A 17,396-nucleotide genomic window follows, 5' to 3' on the forward strand; every position below is an offset into this window, starting at 1 on the left:
AGACGCGACGCAAACAGCGCGACGCCTCCGCTGGAGACGCCGCGCTGTTTTCACTTGCTGATGGTGGTGCCGATGACCTCGGTGTGGCCGTCCTGATAGGCGAACACCGCCCCCAGGTGGGTCGGGTCATCCAGCCAGCCCGGCACCGGGACCCCGGCGAAGAAGAGGCGCTTGGCCTCGAGCTCGCCTTGAATCGAGTCCTTGGTGAACACCGTGACGCCGGCCAGATCGGTCTGAAGCGGGTAGCCGGTGCGTGGGTCCATCAGGTGGTGGTACTTCTTGCCGTCTTTGACTAGGAACCGCTCGTAGATGCCGGAGGTCACGGCCGAGCAGGCAGGCAAAATCGTGCAGCCGAGATCGGTATGGCGGGACTTGCCGGGGTCTTGCACCCCGATCACCCACTTGCCGTCCTCGCGCCGCGGGGACTCGCCGACGAACAGCAGGTTGCCGCCGAGGTCGATGATGCCGGCGGCGACGCCGTAAGCACCCCACAGCGCCCGGATCTGATCGGCGATGAAGCCCTTGGCGATGCCGCCGAGGTCAAGCTCCATCCCCGGCTGCGCCAGCTTCACGGTGTGGGTCTGGTCGTCCAAAACCACGCCGGAGGGGTCGCTCAAGGCCAGCCGGGCCACAATGGCCAGGTCGTCGGGCACGTTGGCGCCGGTGAAGCCGATTTTCCACAGCTTGACCAAGGGCCCGATCAGCGCGTTGAAGCCAAAGTCTTCGCGGCTGGCCGCCGCGGCTGTGCGAATCAGGCCGTACGTCGCGCTGGACACGGCCACCGCGGCGCTGCCGGCGGCGTGATTGACGGCCATCACCTCCGACTGGGCGCGGTTGACCGTCAAGCGGTCCTCCTCGCGGTTGATCAACGCCGCCGCGGCGTCAAGCGCCGCGTCGTCCAGCTCGCCGAACACGGTCAGGTTGATGCGCGTTCCCAAGGCGTGCAGGGTTTTAACTCGCTTCGTCGTCATTACAGATCGTAAGTGAACGGACCGGGCTTGCCCGCCGTGGCCGGGCCTTCGGAGGCGCCGCTGGTCGCATCGGCCTTCGGCGCCGCTTCTTCCTCGGAGGCGCCGCTGGTCGCATCAACCTTCGGCGCAGCTTCCTCCTCGGAGGCCCCACTGGTCGCGTCGACTGCAGGCGCCGGTGCGGCTTCTTCCTCGGAGGCGCCACTGGTCGCGTCGGCCGTCGGCGCTGGGGCGGCCGCTTCTTCGGAAGCGCCGCTGGTCGCGTCGACCGTGCCGGTCTTGCCGTCGGCCTTGGAGGCGCCGGTGGAGGCGTCGGACCAGCCGCCGTTTTCGTAGGCGGTCAAAATCGCTTCAACGGAGCCGGTGAACTCGATGGTGCCCAGGTAGGTGCCGTCGACGTCGCGCAGCGCGTAGTACTGGATGTAGACGCGGTGGCCGTGCATCATCAGCGGCCGGGCCACGAAGTCCCGGGAGCCATCCTTGAAGCTGTTGATGATGCCCATCACGACCGGCAGCACCCGGGCCGGGTGGCATTCCGCCACGGTTTCGTTGAGCTGATCGACCGTGCGAACGTGCTCGCGGTTCGGCTTGTTGGAGTACCACGTGAAGTGATCCGTGTGGTCGATCAGGTCGATTTCAAAGGGAATGGTGCTGAAAATCTGCTGCACCTCGGTCAGCGTCAGCCGGCCGGTGGGAAACTGGATGTAGGTGCCATCGTATTCTGGTTTACTCGTCATGATTTATCCTCCTGAGTCCCGCAGGCAACCGCCACCGGGACAAGTGTCATGGAAAAAGCCCAGTCAACTGGGCTTTTTTCTTATTCGCCGACCACCCGCAACTGCGCGGTGCGGCGCAAGAAACGCAACGGTCCAAGCCCCGCCGAGACCAGCTGCCCCGAAGCTGACACGTCCACCGTCACCACCCGGCCGAACCGGTCTTCTGCCTGGTAGCAGCCATTAGGAGGTAACTGCTGCAAGGCAGGCGACACAACTTGGTACGGGTGGCCCAGCAAGGCCTCGGCGGCGGCGAACTCGCCGCGCCCGATCAGCTCGCGAATGCGGGTCGACGAAATTTTGAGGTGCGACGCGGTCAGCTTGGGCACCACCGTGGTCGTGAAGCGACCGGCGGCAAGCGCCGGCAGGGCGGCCGCCGTGGTGGTGCCGCCGCGGCCGAAGGTGTAGTCGAAGCCGGCCACCACCTGCTTGGCGCCAAGCGGCACCAGGCAGTCGGTCACGAAGGCCTGCGGGGTCAGCGCGGCAAAGTCGCGGGTGAAGCGCATCACGTACAGGTGGTCGACCCCAAGCTGGGCCATCAGCTCAGCCTTTTGGGCGACGGTGGTCAGGTAGCGGACGGGGCGGCCGCCGAAAACGGAAGCGGCGTGGCGGTCGAAGGTCATGACCGAAAGCGCCAGGCCGGACCGCCGCGCGGCCAGCCGCGCCGTTTCGATCACGCGCCGGTGACCGCGGTGAACCCCATCGAAGAAGCCAAGAGTCAAGACGCAAGGCGCGACTTTTGAGCGTTGCTGAAGCGATTGGTAATCGAGCGTCGTCACGTCCATGCGTCAAACCCTCCTGACTATTTGTTCTTCTTGCCGCTTTTCTTGGCAACGTCTTGCGCGAGTTGCGCGTCCTTGGCGTCCTTGAGGAAGGCGCGGAACGGCCGGAGTGCCTGGGCGTCGTACTTTTGCACGAACTCATCGATCTGCTTTTGGTCCTGGTAGGCCGGATCGAGGAACATGTGCTGCGTGGTGAACGGCATCTTGTGCGTCAGCTTGACGTCGATGACCACCGGCAGATCCGTGTTCTTGGCATCGTCGATTGCCGCCTGGAACTCGGCTTTGTCGTGGACGGTGTAGGCCTTGGCGCCCATCCCCTTACCGATGGTGGCCCAGTCGGTATCCGGAATGTCGACCCCGGACAGCGGCTGGTGCGAGTCGTCGCGCTGCTCGGCTTCGATGAAACCAAGCGTGGCGTTGGAGAAGACGACGTTGACGACGTGCAGCCCGTACTTGACCTGGGTCAAAATCTCCTCGCAAAGCATCGCGAAGCCGCCGTCACCGGACAGGGAGTAAACGTCGCGGTCCGGGTAGGCCACCTTGGCCGCGATGGCGGCCGGCAACCCGTAACCCATGGTCGCATACTTCCCGGAGGTGGTCCACTTCATCGTGTGCTTGATGTCCAAAAGCCGCTCGAAGTTGATGTTGACGTTGCCGACATCGATGGCCCAGACCGCCTTGTCGGACGCGGTCTTGTTCAGCACATCAAAGATTGGCTCCGGGCGAACCGGGGATTCGCTGGAATCCTTGAAGCTGTCCTGCCAGTCAACCCAGTTCTTCTTGTTGGCGATGCAGGCTTCGTAAAGCGGTGTCGCCTTGGACTCGGTGCCGGCCTTGTAGATCGCCTTCAGCGCTTCCTTGGCGTCGGCCAGGATGGCGACGTCGTTGTGGCGGCGCTTGCCCAGCTTGGTGCTTTCGATGTCGATCTGGATGACCTTGGCGTTCGGGTTGAACAGCATGCTGGCGAATGGTACGTCATTGCCGACCCACAGAATCAGGTCCGCGGCCAGCGCGGCCTCAACGCCGGGCTTGGGCGCGACGCGGCCGGTGGAGCCGAGGTAGGCTGGATAGTCTTCATCCAAAATGCCCTTGGCCAAAACCGAGGAGATCAAAGGCATCTTGTACTTCTCGGAGACCTTGATCAGCTGCTTGCGGGCGTGCTTGGCACCCAGGCCGAAGTAGATGATCGGGCCCTTGGCCTGCTTGATCAAAGCGACGGCTTCGTCGATGCGAACCGGATCCGGCTGAATCGCGTAAGGCGTAATCTGGGTGTTGGCGTTTGAGACATAGTTGTCTTTGATCTGAGCCCAGCCGAAGTCCTTGGGAATCGTGACCACGGCCGGCCCCTTCTTCTCGTAGGCTTCCTGAATAGCCTCATCGATCACCTTCGGCAGGCTTTGGGCCGTCATGACGGTGCGGTTCCACACCGCGACGTCGTTGAAGATTGGCTCTTCGTTCATCGCCTGGAAGAAGTCGATGTTCATGTTCTTGGAAGGCACCTGGGCCACAATCGCCAAGACCGGCACCCGGTCGATTTTGGCATCGTACAGCCCGTTGAGCAGGTGAACCGCACCGGGACCGGCGGAGCCGAAGCAGACGCCGATCTGGCCGGTGAGCTTCGCTTCCGCGGCCGCGGCCAAGGCACCGGCCTCCTCGTGGCGAACCTGAATGAACTTGATTTTGTCTTGCTGGTTGTGCAGCGCGTTCATCGTGGAGTCGAACGAGCCACCCGGGTAACCGTAAATGTGATTGACGCCCCAGGATTCGATGACCTTGAGGACGGCGTCGGAGCCGCTGATTGTTTGTGCCATAATGAGCCTCCTATGTGTTTCATCAAGAATGAAATCTGATTGCGGACAGTTGCTGATAACGGAACCGAATCTGACATGGAACCGCTTTACAAGGATTAGTTTAGCCTCCCTTCATGGATTTGGCCATATCCACATCTATCCTGATTGTTTCCCCAAACTGACAAAACTGTATTAGTCACCGCCGCAAGCCACCGTGCTGACCCGCCTCCATTGTCCCCTTGCACCCGACCGCTGGCAAGAAATCTGCTCACGGCGGCGTGACGCCAAACAGCCGCCTTGAAGGCGGTTGCGGGTCAGTCGCGCCACGGCGGCCGGCACCGTTTCGCGCTTTGGGCAGGACCGCGGTCAACGCCCCCGGCGGCGCCGCTCCCACTGCGCCGCACTCAGCGGTCGCGCGGCGGCGGCCAGCGCCTGAGCCGACAGCCGCAGCCGGCGCCGCCCGTTTTGCTGCACCATCACCCCGCCGCTTGCGTCCGGGGCCTGCCCCAACACCTCCAGCAGGTCGCCTGGGTGCAGCTTGGCGTGACCGCCGGTGTGGACTGGCGCAAGCTGCTCCCAGTAGCGGTGATACCGCGCCGGGGCGGCGGCAAATTCCTGGGCCGACACCGGCTCGGCCTGCTGCAAAAAGTCGAGCTCGGCGAGCCGAAGCCGCGGCCGCCACCCCTTGGCCGCAATCAAGAGGGTGCCGGCCGGCGCCTCCTGGTCGAGCAGGCGAAACACCGCCCCTGCCGGCAGCGGGTAGGCCCAAGGCACCCCGGGGCGAACCAGGCGCGTTCGCGTTTTCTCACGCAGTCGCCAGTAGTCGTGATCAAATTCAGTCATGTCCCCACCTCCACCCTCAGACTACGCGCTTGCCCCCTGCCCTGGCGAGCAATCTGCTCGCATCGGGTGGTATACTGAGACCAACCGAATCAAAGGAGCAATCACATGAACGCAGCAGGCATCACGCTGCGGCTGCCCACGGCCGCAGACACGGACTTTTTTTGGCGCTACCGCAGCGACGCAAGGCTGGCCGCGGCCGAGGGGCGACCGGTGGCCGCAACGCGGCAGGCGGCCACGGCCTTTCTCGCTAAGCTTCTGGCCGGCCAGGCGGCAGGCACCAGTCGCACCTGGTTGATCACGGTGGCCGAAGCCCCGGTCGGCCTGATCGGCGCCTGGGGCTTCGACCCGGCTCGCACCACCTGCGAGCTCGCCTACGGACTGCTGCCGGCCTTTCAGGGTCGGGGCCTGATGACGGCCGCGGTGACCGCGGTCGTTGCCCAGCTGTGGCACCAAGAGCCAACGCTTGTAAACCTCGACTGCTACACCGGGGCCGCCAACCGGCCGTCGCGGCGGCTGCTCGAGCGGCTGGGCTTCGCGCTGATCGGGCAGTTGACGGAACCCAATCAACTCGACCAGCCGACCGAAATGGTGCAGTACCGGCGGCTGCGGCCGGACCGCTTGTCATAGTCGCGGGACCACCAACTGGGTGTCGACCACACGGCCAATGACCAAAACAACGCCGCCGCGACCAGGTCGCGACGGCGTTGTTAACTGACTAAGACTTGAAGCGCTTCACGTTTTTGAGGCGCTTTTTCTTGTTCTTTTTTTGCTTGCGGATCATGTTGTTCATCGCCATCTTGCCCAGGCGACCCTGAATCCCGCCGCCCATCAGGCCTTCCATGCCGTTGAAGTTGCCCTTGTACATCTGGCTCATCATCTGCTTGGACTGGTTGAACTGCTTGATCATGCGGTTGACCTCGACGATCGGGCGCCCGGAGCCAGCGGCGATGCGCCGCCGCCGGCTCGGGTTCAGGAGGTCCGGGTTCTCGCGCTCCGCCGCGGTCATCGAGTAGACAATCGCCTTTTGGTGGGCGATGTCCTTGGGGTCGACGTGGAAGTTCTTCATGGCCGGGTTGTTGGCCAGGCCTGGAATCATCTTCATGATTTCGTCGAAGGAGCCCATGTTGGAGACCTGATCCATCTGGTCGAGAAAATCATTGAAGTCGAAGCTGTTCTCCTTGATTTTCTCGGCGACTTCAAGCGCCTGCTTCTCGTCGTAGGTCTTTTGCGCCTTGTCGATCAGCGTGAGCATGTCGCCCATGCCGAGGATCCGGTTGGCCATGCGGTCCGGGTAAAAGACGTCCAGCGCGTCCATCTTTTCGCCCTGGCCGACGAACTTGATCGGCTTGCCGGTGACCGCGCGAATCGACAGCGCCGCCCCACCGCGGGTGTCGCCGTCCAGCTTGGTCAAGACGACGCCGGTGAGGTCCAGCCGGGCGTTGAAGCCCTCGGCGACCTCGGTGGCGGCCTGCCCGGTCATCGCATCGACCACCAGCAGGATCTCATCCGGATGGGCGAGGTCCTTGATGTCGGCCAGCTCGGTCATCAGCTTCTCGTCGATCTGCAGGCGGCCGGCGGTATCGATCAGCACGTAGTCGTTTTTTTGCAGCGCGGCCTGGGCCATCCCCTGCCGCACGATTTCGCGCGGATCGACGGCGGTCCCCATTTCAAACACCGGGACCCCGACGGATTGGCCGACCACCTGCAGCTGCTCGATCGCGGCCGGGCGGTAGACGTCGGCGGCGATCAGAAGCGGCCGCGCCTTTTCGCCTTCGATCAGGTATTTGGCCAGCTTGCCGACCGTGGTGGTTTTCCCGGCCCCTTGCAGGCCAACCATCATGATGACGGTCGGAATATGCGGGGACTTGTTCAAAGGCACCGCCGCCTCGCCCATCGTCTTGACCAGCTCGTCGTTGACGATTTTGATGATCTGCTGGCCCGGGGTCAGGCTTTCCAGCACCGAAGCGCCCAGCGCCTGCTCCCGCACCGACTTGATGAAGTCCTTCACCACGCCGAAGTTGACGTCGGCCTCCAGTAGCGCGAGGCGAATCTCGCGCATCGTGCTTTGCACATCCGCCTCGGTGACCTTGCCCTTGCGGCGCAGACCGGCGAAGGCCTTTTGCAGTCGCTCGGATAATCCTTCAAATGCCATAACGTGTCCTTTCTACCGCGCCGCCTGATCGGCAACGCGCGTCAACAATGTGCTCAGCTTGGCGTCTTCTGCGTAATGCTGGTGAACGTACAACACCAAGGCGTCGACCGCCTGGTTTTGGGCCTGGTAATTCGCCAGCAGGTGCAGCTTGGCCTCGTACTCCTCGAGGCTGGCCTCGGTGCGGCGAATGTTATCGTACACCGCCTGGCGCGAGACGTCGAACTCGGTGGCGATTTCGCCCAGCGAATAGTCATCGCCGTAGTAAAGCTCGAGGTAGCTGTGCTGCTTGTCGGTCAAAAGCGCCCCGTAGAACTCAAAAAGCGAATTCATGCGGTTATTCTTATCAATTTGCATGTCGTCATTCCTTTGGCTTGTCTTACATTAGGATACCGATTCGAACGGCCGGCGTCAATCGGCCCAGGGGCGCATCCAACAAAGCCTTCGCCGCCTCGGCTGCAGCGCCCCCACCGGCCCACTGCCCTTGGCGCGTGGTGGCAACCGCGCTTTGGGTCGCGGCAGTCGGCCGGTGCCGCCTGACCGGGAGTTCGCGCAACCGTTCACAAAAGAGATGTGTTGCGCTTTCAAACGTGCTAGAATGAAGAGGCAATGAAATGGAGGGACTTTCTATGGTAGCAACGATTATCTACTGGGCCGTCGTCTGCGCATTGTTGGGTTGGGGTGCCTGGAACATCGTGTTCAGCGCCATCTACGTTCACAACCGCGAGTTCGGCAACCTGTGGTTCTTCGCAATCCTGAACGCCTTGACCCTGATCTTCACGGTGGTGTTCGACATCGTGATGTCCAACACGGCCTGGCAGAAGTACTGGTTCGTGGATTCCGTCACGAACGGGCCGCTTTTGTTCTTCATCATTATCGGCTACGTCGTCTTGATTCTCCTGCAGCTCCTCTTGGGCCGCGAGAAGAAGTCCGCCGCGGCGTAAACTAAAAAGGGCCAGCTTGGCCCTTTTTGTTTGCCCTCATTCGGCGTCTGGCGCCTGAATCAGCCCCTTGAACAGCCCGTAAACGAACTTGTTGGGATCAAACGGCTGCAGGTCGTCCATCCCCTCGCCCAAGCCCACCAGCTTGACCGGCACGTGCAAGGCGTTGCGAATCGCCAGCACAATGCCGCCCTTGCCGGAGCCGTCCAGCTTGGTCAAGACGATGCCGGACACCTTGGTGGTCTGGTTGAACTCCTTGGCCTGACTCAGCGCGTTTTGGCCCGTGGTGCTGTCCAACACCAGCAGGACCTCCTGCGGTGCGTCGGGCAGCTCCCGCACGATCACGCGGCGAATCTTGTCCAGCTCGTTCATCAAGTTGACCTTGTTTTGCAGGCGGCCGGCGGTGTCGACCAGCAGCACGTCGACGTCCTCGGCCTTGGCGCGACGCACCGCGTCGTACACCACCGCGGCGGGGTCGCCGCCGGGCTCGGAGGTCACCACCGGCACGTTGTCGCGGCGGCCCCACGCCTCAAGCTGGGCGATGGCGCCGGCGCGGAAGGTGTCACCGGCCGCCAGCAGTACGGACTTGCCGCTTTGCTCCAGCTGATGCGCCAACTTGCCGATGGTCGTGGTTTTGCCGGCGCCGTTGACGCCGACGAACAAGAAGACGGTCGGGCCAGTCGCCGCGTAGTGCAGCGCGTTGTCCTCGGCTTCTCCGGCCTCGCCGTACAGGTCGACCAGCTTTTGGACCACCACCTGCGAGACCTCCTCCGGCCGCTTGGCGTTTTGCAGCTTGACCGAGTCGCGCAGCTCGTCTGTCAGCTGCACCGCGATTTCGTAGCCGACATCGGCGCCGATCAGCATTTCCTCCAGGTCGTCGAAAAAGTCCTCGTCGACGGTGCGAAAACCGGCGAAAAAGGCGTTGAGCTTGGCCGAAAACGTGTCGCGGCTCTTTTCAAGCCCGGTGTCGTACTTCTCGACGGCCTTGGTTTCCGGCTCGCCGCCGCCAAAGGCCTTCTTGATTCGATCGAATAATCCCATTGCTTCCTCCTTAGTGCGAACTGTCGGTGGCCAGCTGATCCAAGGACACGGCCACCATACTGGACACCCCGGACTCTTGCATCGTCACCCCGTACAGCATGTTGGCGGCCAGCATCGTGCCGCGACGGTGCGTGATGACGATGAACTGCGTATCCGAGCTGTAGTGCTTCAAGAACTCGCCGAAGCGGTTGACGTTGACCTCGTCGAGGCTCGCCTCCACCTCGTCGAGAATGGAGAACGGCACCGGCCGCACCTGCAAAATGGCAAAGAGCAGGACGATCGCGGTCAAGGCCCGCTCACCGCCGGACAGAAGCGACAGGCGCTGCAGCTTTTTGCCAGGCGGCTGGGCCGAAATCTCGATGCCGGTGTTCAACAGGTCATCCGGCTCGGTCAGGGCCAGATGCGCGGTGCCGCCGCCGAACATCCGCGGGAAAATCTCGGTGAAGGCGGCGTTGGTCTTGTTGAACATGTCCTCAAAGCGCGTGGCGACCTCCGCATCGAGCTCGCCCATCGTTTTGAGCAGCATGTCCTTGGCCTCCAGCAGGTCGGTTTGCTGCTTGGTGAGAAAATCATAGCGTTCCTTGACGTTGTCGTACTCGGCAATCGCGTTGGGGTTGATCGGCCCCAGTTCGTCCAGGCCGCGGCGCAGCAGCTTCAGCCGGCTCTTGAGCACCGGCAGGTCGGCGGCTTGCGCCGTCGTCTTGGCAAGCGCCGCCTCGAACGTCAGCTGGTAGGTGTCGGCCAGCGTGGCGAGGTGGTCGTTCAGGTGAATCTTCAGCCGGTTGAGGCTGATGCCTTGCTGTTCGGATTCGGCCATCGCCGCCTTTTGCTTGGTGTAGGCGGTGGTGATTGCCGCAGACACGCGGCTCAAGGCGTCGCGGTTGGCCGCCTTGTCCTTGACCAGCTGGTCGTGGGTGTGGTGCAGCTCGGCCAGCTTGCGCTCAAGCGCCGCAATCGTCGCGGCGTTGCCGGCGGCGTCTTGGCCGGTCGCGGCCGCCTTGGTGATGGCTTCGATGCGGGCGGCCAGCTGCTTGTGCTGCGCCGTCGCCTCGCGCCGCGCCTGGTTGGCCTGGGCCAGCGCGGCCTTGGTGGTCGCTTGCGCCTGCTTTAGCACCGCGAGCTTGGTCGCCAGCTGGCTTTGGGTCGCCTGCGTCTGGCTGGCCGCGGCGGTGGCCGCACCCAGTTGCGCCTTCAGGTCGGCCACGGCCTGGTTGGCCTGCTCAAGCGCCGCAGCGACCTTTTTCGCCTGCTGTTGAAGCGCCGCAATCGCCGCCTCAAAGTCCGTGCCGGCCGCCGCCTGCAAGCCGGCCGCTGCGGCCTGGCGCTTGAGCTGCGCCAAGGCGCTTTCTTGCAACTGCTTTTGGGCGGCCTGCTCGGCCAGGTGCGTCTGGGCCGCTTCGGCCGCCGCGCGGGCAGGCGCCAGGGCGGCTTCCGCCGCGGTCAGCGCCGCCTTCTTCGTGGCCACGAGCTCGCGCTGCTTGGCAAGCGCCGCGGTCATGTCCCGCAGCCTGGCGTGCAGCTCGGTCACCTCTTGGGTACGGGCTAGCGGCGAGGCGCCGGTTTTTTTGGTCTGGCCACCGGTCAGGGCCCCGCCCGGCGCCAGAATGTCGCCGTCTAGGCTGACGATGCGGTAGCGGTGACCGGTCAGGTTCGCCAGGCGAATGCCGTCGTCCAAAGTCTGTGCGACAATCAGGCTGCCCAGCAGGTTGGCCATGGCCGGGCGCACTTCCTCGCGAAACCGCACCAAGTCGACCCCGATGCCGACAAAGCCCGGCTGGTCGCGCAGCTGCGCCAGCACGTTGGCCGGCAGCAACCGCGGTCGCACCACGGCGGTCGGCAGAAAGGTCGCCCGCCCGCTCTTGGTTCGCTTCAGGTAGGTGATGCCCTGCTTGGCCGCCTGCTCGGTGGTGGTCACCACCGCCTGCAGGCTACCGCCCAGCGCAACGTCTAATGCCTGCTGGTACTGGCTCGGCACGGCCAGCAGCTCGGCCACCGCCCCGATCACGCCGGGCAGGTCGGCCTTTTGCTTCAGCACCGCACGCACCCCGGCGTAAAACCCGGCGTAATCGTCGCGCAGCTCCTGAAGCGTCTCGTAACGCGCGTTGGCGCGTTGGTAGATGCTCGTGGCCGAAGTCAGCCGCTCGCTTGCATCGGCATAGGCGGCCTGGGCCGTCGCTTGCGCCTGTTCGGCCTGGGTCGCTTGGGCCTTGGCCGCCTGGACCGCGGCCTGGGCGGCGGCGTGCTTAGCCCTCAGGTCGTCAACCACGGCTTGCTGCGCTTGAACCTGCGCGGCCAGCGCCTGACGCCGTTGCGTCTCCGCGAGGCTTTGTGAGGCCGCCAGCTGCGCGTCTTTTTCGGCGCCGCTCAGCTGGTTTTTGACCGTCGCCTGCTGCTGCAGCAACTCGATGTAGCGGGCTTGGGCCGCCTCAAGCTCGGCGTTCAGGGCCTCCGGCGAGGCGGCCGATTCCGCCTGGGCCGCCGCTTGCGCCTGCAGCCGCTGGTGTTCTGCGGCCTGGGTCTGCTGCGTGGCCGTCAGCTCGCTTTCTTGCGCTTGCGCCGCGGTTGCCCGCGCTTGGGCCGCCGCCAGCTGCTGCTTGAGCTCCGCCAAGGTCGCCTGGGCGTTACTTGCGCGTTCGGCGGACAACTTGACCTCGCCGTTCAGGTTCTCCAGCCGCATCGACTGGCTGAGCAGCTGATCGTTGACCGCCGTCACCTGCGCCTCAAAATCGGTGTCGCCTTGGGTCAGCGTCTCGGACTTGGCCTCCAAGTGCGTGAGCTGATCCGCCAAGGCGTTCAGCGTCTGCTTGGTGACCAGGCTTTGGGCCTGAACTTGGGTCTGCTCGGCCGCCATCTGCTGGATTTCAAGCGCCAGGATGCTCTTGTGAACCGCCTGGTAGTCGGCGTTTTGCCGCTCGAAGTCCCGCGCCAGCGAGGCCTGCTCGGCCAAGGGCGTCACCTGGCGGGAAAGCTCGGTCACGATGTCGTTGGCGCGGTCCAGGTTGTCGTCGGTTTCCTGTAGCTTTTGCTCGGCCTTTTCCTTTTGCTGCTTGTACTTCAAGACCCCGGCGGCCTCTTCGATAATCCCCCGGCGGTCCTTGGGCTTGGAGTTGAAAATCGCCTCAACGCGCCCCTGGGAGATGAAGGAGAAGGACTCCTTGCCCAGCCCCGAGTCCATGAACAGATCGACGATGTCCTTGAGCCGGACGTTGCGGTTATTGATCAAAAAGTCGGACTCGCCGTCACGATAAAGCCGGCGACACACGGTGACCGTCGCCGGCTGATCCTTCAAGTACCCATCCGCGTTGTCGAAGGTCATGATCACCTCCGCGCGGTTCAAGGCGGCGCGTTGCGCGGTGCCGGCGAAAATCACGTCGCCCATCTTCTCGCCGCGCAGGCTCTTGGCGCTTTGCTCGCCCAAAGCCCAGCGAATCGCCTCGGTGATGTTGCTTTTGCCGCTGCCGTTGGGCCCGACAATGCCGGTCAACCCCGGCACGAATGCGATCTCGGTTTTGTCCGCGAAGGACTTGAAGCCGCTGATCGTCAGATGTGTTAATTGCATGCGCTCACTCACTCGGCTGCTGCAGCTTGGTCAACGCGTCGTTGGCCGCCGCCTGCTCCGCAGCCTTCTTGTTCTTGCCGGTGCCCGACCCCAAGACCTTGCCGTCGACGGTGACATCAACCAGAAACTGGCGGTCATGCGCCGGCCCGGCCTCACTTTGCAGCTGGTAGGCGATCACGACCTCGCCGTTTTGCTGGACGAACTCCTGCAGCGCGGTTTTGTGATCCATGTTCGCGGCGAACTGGCCGGCGGCGATTTTGGGGAAGATCACCTGCTCGGCAAACAGCACGTTGGCCTTTCTGCCTTGATCGAGGTATAGCGCCCCGTTGAACGCCTCAAACAGGTCCTCCAGCAGCGTCTTGCGCTGCCGGGCACCGGCATTTTCCTCGCCTTTGCCCAATTTGATGTACTGATCGAAGTGGGCCTCCTTGGCGAACGCCGAGAAGCTCTTCGTCTGCACAATGGCGGCCCGCATGCGGGTCAGCTTGCCTTCTGGCAGGTCAGGAAAGTGACGGTACAGGTAGTCCGACACGGTGATTTCAAGCACCGCATCGCCCAAAAACTCGAGGCGCTCATTGTCCTTGAGCCCCAATTCCTTGTGCTCGTTGACGTACGAGGAGTGGGTGAAGGCCTCGTCGAGCAGCGCCAGGTCGTGAAACTCGATGCCGTAACGCTGCCTCAGCTCACTCACAAACTCCGATGCAACCATAATGTAGCCCCCTCTATGCACAGTTTGTGCATTATTCCTATCCATTATACAAGTCAACCGCCGCGATTGCCACAGGCAACGGGCCTGCAGCCAAAAAGGACCCCACCGCGGTGAGGTCAAAAAATTAACGCTGGCGCCTGGTGACGCCGAGATTTTGCCACTGAAAACCGGCCTGGCCATAAGCGATCGATAGGCCCTTCACCCGCGTGTTGACCGGCACCACCGCGGTGCGGTACTGCGTCGGCACCACGTAGGCGGCCTTGAGCATGTAGGCCTGCCAGGCGGCAAAGGCCTTGACGCGCTCGGCGTGATTCAAGGCGGCAGGCGCGTCGATGGCCGCCAAAAGCCGGGTGTTTGCGGCGGTGACAAAGCGCGTCAGGTTGTATCGCGCCTTGACCCCGTAGAGATCGGCCGGTGACGGCTCGGACGACACGCCCCAGGTGGCCTCAAAGACGTCGATGTCCTTGGAATCCGAGTGCAGCTTGTCGTAGAAGTTGTTGGCCTCGAGCAGCCGCCCGGCCGTCAGCCGCACCCGCAGCCCGACGCGGCGCCACTGGCGGATTCGTGCCCGGGCCACGGCCTCCGAGGCGGCGTCTTTGGCGATGGCCGCGTAATGCAGGGTCAGCGCCTGGCCGTTGGGGCGGCAGCGGTAGCCGTCTTTGCCGCGCTTGTAGCCGGCGGCGTCCAGCAGCCGGTTGGCCTTCTTGACGTCTTGGTGGAAGCCGGCCAGGTCGGCGTGAAACGGGCCGAAAATCGGCGGAATCAGCGTCGTCGCCGTCGTTGCCAGGCCGCCGTAGTACAAGGCGTTGAGCCCTTGATTGTCCATGGCGTAGGCCAGCGCACGGCGCAGCGCGGCGTCACTCATCGTGGCCACCGGGTCCATCACGTTGCGGCCACGCGCGGCGTCCCAGTGGCCGACCTTAAAGCCGATGTAGCTGTAGGCCAGGTCCTCGCGGCCGAGGTTGACGTAATGCGGCAGCTTGCGGTAGTCGGCAAAGCCGGTGGTCGGCATCTCAAGCGCCAGGTCGTAGCGCTTGGCCCGAAGCGCCGCGGTGATGGCGGCGGAGGCCACCACCTCCAGCCGCAAGCGCGAAAGCCCCGGCTTGCCGCGGTAGTAATAAGGATTGGGCGCGTAGGTCACGGCCTGACCGACCGTCACCCGGCGCATCGCAAACGGCCCGAAAAACAGCGGGTGCAGCCGAATCTTGGGGCTCGTCGCCAGCCTCGCGAAGGGGACGTCCTTGAGGTAGTGGTAAGGCGCCGCCGACTCCCACAGGTAGCCGTTGCCCGACTGGGTGAAGCTTGGCAACATCCGCTTGAAGTGAATCACCACCCGCCGGCCCGAGGCGCCGTCGGGCATCGTCAGGCCGCTGATCGATGCGGCGCGGCCGGCGTGGTAGGCCGCCATGCCGTTGATGTTTTCAAGCGCCGTCGTGTACCGCGCCGTGGTCACCGCCGGGTTGGCCAGCATCTCGTAGGCGAACACGTAGTCGCGGGCCGTCACCGGCTGGCCATCCGCCCAGCGAACCGCCGGCTTGATGGTCACCGTCGCGGTTTTGGCCGCGTTGTCCAAGGCGAGGGTGGCGGCACCGCCAGCGGTGATTTTGAAGGCCGAATCGGTCGCAAACAGCGGCTCGGCCGCCGGGCTCATGAAGTCCTCATCGGTGGCCGAGTCGTAGAGCTCCTCGCTGAACACCCCCTGAATCGGGGCGTCGGCCACCACCGCCACCGCCAGCTTGCCGCCAGCCAGTGCCGGCCGGGGGTTCTTGAAGACCGCTTGCAGTTTCACCGGCGCCGGTGACGCTTGCTTTGTGGCCTGCTGCCGATGCCCGCAGCCACCCAACAACAGTCCCACGCACATCAGCAATGCCACCCCATACCCCATACGCCTTGCCATCGCGACCCCCTTCTGCCGGTTGCCCGGCCAACCGAATGTTGTAGTCACCATTTTACAAAGGCGACCACGCGATTGCAAGCCGGCCCCGGCTGGCGACCGGCCGGTGACCGCAAAAAAACCGGCGCACCCCTGCGCCGGCCGCGCCGAAGCCACCACGAGGCGTAACCCGCGGTGGCCTTGGCCTGCTTGTTGATGCCTTGCGTTCTTGTGCCGTCGTCCCCCGATCATCGCATCGCTACGCGGTATCTTGGGACAAGCCCCCTGTCAGTTCGGCACCGCAGCTACCTCGCAAGCGAGTAGGCGCCAGACTGTGCGGCAGGAAGATGGTGGTCCACACCCTGGTGGTCGGTCCCAATCGGAGGGGACCGTTGCACGAAAACGTCGACGTTGTTGCCTGGTTCGGCATGGCATGAGTGGGGTACTGGGAATGCTTATGTCCCGGACCGTTCCCCATAGACAGTAGAGTTGCAAGCGCCGCGGCCGCGGAGTTTTCCCTGCCCGTTGACAATCATCTGAAGCTAGTGTAAGCCCTGCCATTTCAGCCGTCAAATTTTAAGCTCGCCGCCGGACGCAAAAACTGCCTCGAGCGAGTCGAGGCAGCTGAGTGTAACCCTTATTTTTTCTGGTGGCTTAAGACGTACTGGACGGCATCGCCGACGGTTTCGATGTGTTCGGCATCCTCATCAGGGATCTCAGCGCCGAAAGTATCTTCAAGCTCAAGGACAAACTCAACGGTGTCGATGGAATCGGCATCCAGGTCCTTCTTGAAGTTCAAGTCGTTGGTGATCTTATCTGCTGGGGTCTGGAAATGATCCTCGATCAGGCCAGCGATCTTATCAAATACTTCTTGCTCAGTCATGACACGGCTCCTCCTTGTTTTTAACACGCACTCAAGCATACCCGATTTCGGGTGGGTTGTCTATGCCGTTTCCGATTGCTCAGGCCTGGTCCTGGCGGTGGCTTTCAAAGTACGCCACGCTCTTTTGGATGGTCTGATTCTCGACCATGGCGGCGACTTGCTTGACGGTGTAGTAAACCGTGGCCGCATCCGCGTTGCCGTGGGCCTTGACCACCGGCGCCTTCAGCCCGAGCAAGGCTGCGCCGCCGTAGCTTGAGACGTCGAAGGTCTTGGCGATGCTTTTGATGCCACCCTTGAGCAGCAGGCCGCCGAGCTTGCCGCTGACACCACCGTCCATGATTGCGTGTTTGACCAAGCGCAGAATGGTTTTGGCGGTGCCTTCGATGGCCTTGAGGGTCGCGTTGCCGGTGAAGCCGTCGGTGACCACCACGTCGGCGGCCCCTTGCAAAAGCGCGTCGGCCTCGACGTTGCCGATGAAGTTCAGCCCCGGGGTCTGCTCAAGCAACTTGTAGGTCTCCTGGTGCAAGTCGTCGCCCTTGTTGGCCTCGCTGCCGTTGTTCAACAGCGCCACCCGCGGGTTGGCCAGGCCGCGGAGGTCTCGGGCGTAGTAGTTGCCCATCACCGCGTACTGCACCAACTGGGCCGCGCGGTTCTCGGCGTTGGCCCCGACATCAAGCATCACAAAGCCCTTGCCGTCGACCGTCGGCAGCGTTGGCATCAGGCCGGGCCGGTCGATGCCGGGAATCCGGCCGACGATGAACAGCCCGGCGGCCAAAAGCGCCCCGGTGGAACCCAAAGAAATCACCGCGTCGGCCTCGCCGCTGCGCACCGCCTGGGCGGCCAGCACCATCGATGCCTGCTTCTTGCGGCGAATCGCCCGCACCGGCTCGTCCGTGCTTTCGACCTTTTCGGTGGTGTGGACGATGGTCAGCCGACTGTCGTCTTGAATCAGCGGCCGAATCTTGGTCTCATCCCCGTACAGGGTGAAGGAGACGCCGGGCAGCTCGTTTCGCGCCTGCTCAACCCCTTGAATCACAACTTCTGGGGCGTGGTCGCCGCCCATTGCATCTACGGCAATTTTCACT

Annotated in this window: 15 protein-coding genes; 2 read left to right on the forward strand and 13 right to left on the reverse strand. The window is 63.5% G+C overall.

Translation table 11 applies throughout. The features are described 5' to 3' along the window. Positions 1-50: 50 nt before the first annotated feature. The 5 genes from NUH19_RS09010 to NUH19_RS09030 all read right to left on the reverse strand — a co-directional run bounded on the left by NUH19_RS09010 (position 51) and on the right by NUH19_RS09030 (position 5,156). The gene (locus NUH19_RS09010) at positions 51-971 is read right to left on the reverse strand and encodes an FAD:protein FMN transferase (RefSeq protein WP_262316226.1); all 921 of its coding nucleotides are present in this window, start codon (positions 969-971) and stop codon (positions 51-53) included. Next, positions 971-1,705, reverse strand: coding sequence for a PAS domain-containing protein (locus NUH19_RS09015; protein WP_262316227.1), 735 nt, complete (start codon positions 1,703-1,705; stop codon positions 971-973). Before NUH19_RS09015 ends, NUH19_RS09010 begins: the two co-directional genes overlap by 1 nt. Positions 1,706-1,785: 80 nt before the next feature. Beyond that, complete coding sequence (locus NUH19_RS09020) at positions 1,786-2,526, reverse strand: FAD synthetase family protein (RefSeq protein WP_262316228.1); 741 nt, start codon at positions 2,524-2,526, stop codon at positions 1,786-1,788. 17 nt (positions 2,527-2,543) lie between these two features. Then, positions 2,544-4,334: a pyruvate oxidase gene (gene spxB / locus NUH19_RS09025; RefSeq protein ID WP_262316229.1), complete on the reverse strand. Its 1,791-nt coding sequence runs from the start codon at positions 4,332-4,334 to the stop codon at positions 2,544-2,546. Positions 4,335-4,679: 345 nt separating this feature from the next. Next, positions 4,680-5,156 (reverse strand): hypothetical protein, encoded by a 477-nt coding sequence (locus tag NUH19_RS09030; protein ID WP_262316230.1) that lies wholly within the window; start codon positions 5,154-5,156, stop codon positions 4,680-4,682. A 105-nt stretch (positions 5,157-5,261) separates the two neighbouring features. On the opposite strand from NUH19_RS09030, the gene NUH19_RS09035 reads away from it, so the two are divergent. Continuing rightward, positions 5,262-5,783, forward strand: coding sequence for a GNAT family N-acetyltransferase (locus NUH19_RS09035; RefSeq protein ID WP_262316231.1), 522 nt, complete (start codon positions 5,262-5,264; stop codon positions 5,781-5,783). An 88-nt stretch (positions 5,784-5,871) separates the two neighbouring features. On the opposite strand, the gene ffh is transcribed toward NUH19_RS09035, so the two are convergent. Both ffh and NUH19_RS09045 read right to left on the reverse strand, forming a co-directional pair. Continuing rightward, positions 5,872-7,308 carry a signal recognition particle protein gene (ffh, locus tag NUH19_RS09040; protein WP_262316232.1) on the reverse strand — a complete coding sequence of 479 codons (1,437 nt, stop codon included), beginning with the start codon at positions 7,306-7,308 and terminating at the stop codon, positions 5,872-5,874. Between the two features lie 12 nt (positions 7,309-7,320). Beyond that, entirely contained in the window at positions 7,321-7,662 is a 342-nt protein-coding gene (locus NUH19_RS09045) for a putative DNA-binding protein (RefSeq protein ID WP_262316233.1), read from the reverse strand. 272 nt (positions 7,663-7,934) lie between these two features. Between NUH19_RS09045 and NUH19_RS09050 the strand changes: the two genes are divergently transcribed. Then, the gene (locus NUH19_RS09050; protein ID WP_262316234.1) at positions 7,935-8,249 is read left to right on the forward strand and encodes a hypothetical protein; all 315 of its coding nucleotides are present in this window, start codon (positions 7,935-7,937) and stop codon (positions 8,247-8,249) included. A 36-nt stretch (positions 8,250-8,285) separates the two neighbouring features. Here NUH19_RS09050 and ftsY read toward each other — a convergent pair whose 3' ends face one another. From ftsY to plsX, 6 genes are all read right to left on the reverse strand, one after another. Continuing rightward, positions 8,286-9,287: a signal recognition particle-docking protein FtsY gene (gene ftsY / locus NUH19_RS09055; RefSeq protein ID WP_262316235.1), complete on the reverse strand. Its 1,002-nt coding sequence runs from the start codon at positions 9,285-9,287 to the stop codon at positions 8,286-8,288. Positions 9,288-9,297: 10 nt separating this feature from the next. Continuing rightward, positions 9,298-12,846, reverse strand: a complete 3,549-nt coding sequence (gene smc / locus NUH19_RS09060; RefSeq protein WP_262316236.1) for a chromosome segregation protein SMC — start codon at positions 12,844-12,846, stop codon at positions 9,298-9,300. A gap of 4 nt (positions 12,847-12,850) precedes the next feature. After that, complete coding sequence (gene rnc / locus NUH19_RS09065) at positions 12,851-13,555, reverse strand: ribonuclease III (RefSeq protein WP_262316237.1); 705 nt, start codon at positions 13,553-13,555, stop codon at positions 12,851-12,853. 124 nt (positions 13,556-13,679) lie between these two features. Then, positions 13,680-15,344 (reverse strand): oligopeptide ABC transporter substrate-binding protein, encoded by a 1,665-nt coding sequence (locus NUH19_RS09070; RefSeq protein ID WP_262316238.1) that lies wholly within the window; start codon positions 15,342-15,344, stop codon positions 13,680-13,682. A gap of 721 nt (positions 15,345-16,065) precedes the next feature. Further along, positions 16,066-16,311, reverse strand: coding sequence for an acyl carrier protein (gene acpP / locus NUH19_RS09075; RefSeq protein ID WP_262316239.1), 246 nt, complete (start codon positions 16,309-16,311; stop codon positions 16,066-16,068). 79 nt (positions 16,312-16,390) lie between these two features. Further along, complete coding sequence (gene plsX, locus NUH19_RS09080) at positions 16,391-17,395, reverse strand: phosphate acyltransferase PlsX (protein WP_262316240.1); 1,005 nt, start codon at positions 17,393-17,395, stop codon at positions 16,391-16,393. Position 17,396 lies beyond the last annotated feature (1 nt).

Source organism: Lacticaseibacillus parakribbianus (assembly GCF_025490915.1).
Lineage (GTDB): Bacteria > Bacillota > Bacilli > Lactobacillales > Lactobacillaceae > Lacticaseibacillus > Lacticaseibacillus parakribbianus.

Excerpts from the sequence above, each read along its gene's own strand:
- NUH19_RS09010 (WP_262316226.1), bottom strand. The coding sequence starts at position 971 with ATGACGACGAAGCGAGTTAAAACCCTGCACGCCTTGGGAACGCGCATC.
- ffh (WP_262316232.1), bottom strand. The coding sequence starts at position 7,308 with ATGGCATTTGAAGGATTATCCGAGCGACTGCAAAAGGCCTTCGCCGGT.
- ftsY (WP_262316235.1), bottom strand. The coding sequence starts at position 9,287 with ATGGGATTATTCGATCGAATCAAGAAGGCCTTTGGCGGCGGCGAGCCG.
- NUH19_RS09030 (WP_262316230.1), bottom strand. The coding sequence starts at position 5,156 with ATGACTGAATTTGATCACGACTACTGGCGACTGCGTGAGAAAACGCGA.
- NUH19_RS09035 (WP_262316231.1), top strand. The coding sequence starts at position 5,262 with ATGAACGCAGCAGGCATCACGCTGCGGCTGCCCACGGCCGCAGACACG.
- NUH19_RS09020 (WP_262316228.1), bottom strand. The coding sequence starts at position 2,526 with ATGGACGTGACGACGCTCGATTACCAATCGCTTCAGCAACGCTCAAAA.
- NUH19_RS09015 (WP_262316227.1), bottom strand. The coding sequence starts at position 1,705 with ATGACGAGTAAACCAGAATACGATGGCACCTACATCCAGTTTCCCACC.
- spxB (WP_262316229.1), bottom strand. The coding sequence starts at position 4,334 with ATGGCACAAACAATCAGCGGCTCCGACGCCGTCCTCAAGGTCATCGAA.
- NUH19_RS09045 (WP_262316233.1), bottom strand. The coding sequence starts at position 7,662 with ATGCAAATTGATAAGAATAACCGCATGAATTCGCTTTTTGAGTTCTAC.
- acpP (WP_262316239.1), bottom strand. The coding sequence starts at position 16,311 with ATGACTGAGCAAGAAGTATTTGATAAGATCGCTGGCCTGATCGAGGAT.
- rnc (WP_262316237.1), bottom strand. The coding sequence starts at position 13,555 with ATGGTTGCATCGGAGTTTGTGAGTGAGCTGAGGCAGCGTTACGGCATC.
- smc (WP_262316236.1), bottom strand. The coding sequence starts at position 12,846 with ATGCAATTAACACATCTGACGATCAGCGGCTTCAAGTCCTTCGCGGAC.
- NUH19_RS09050 (WP_262316234.1), top strand. The coding sequence starts at position 7,935 with ATGGTAGCAACGATTATCTACTGGGCCGTCGTCTGCGCATTGTTGGGT.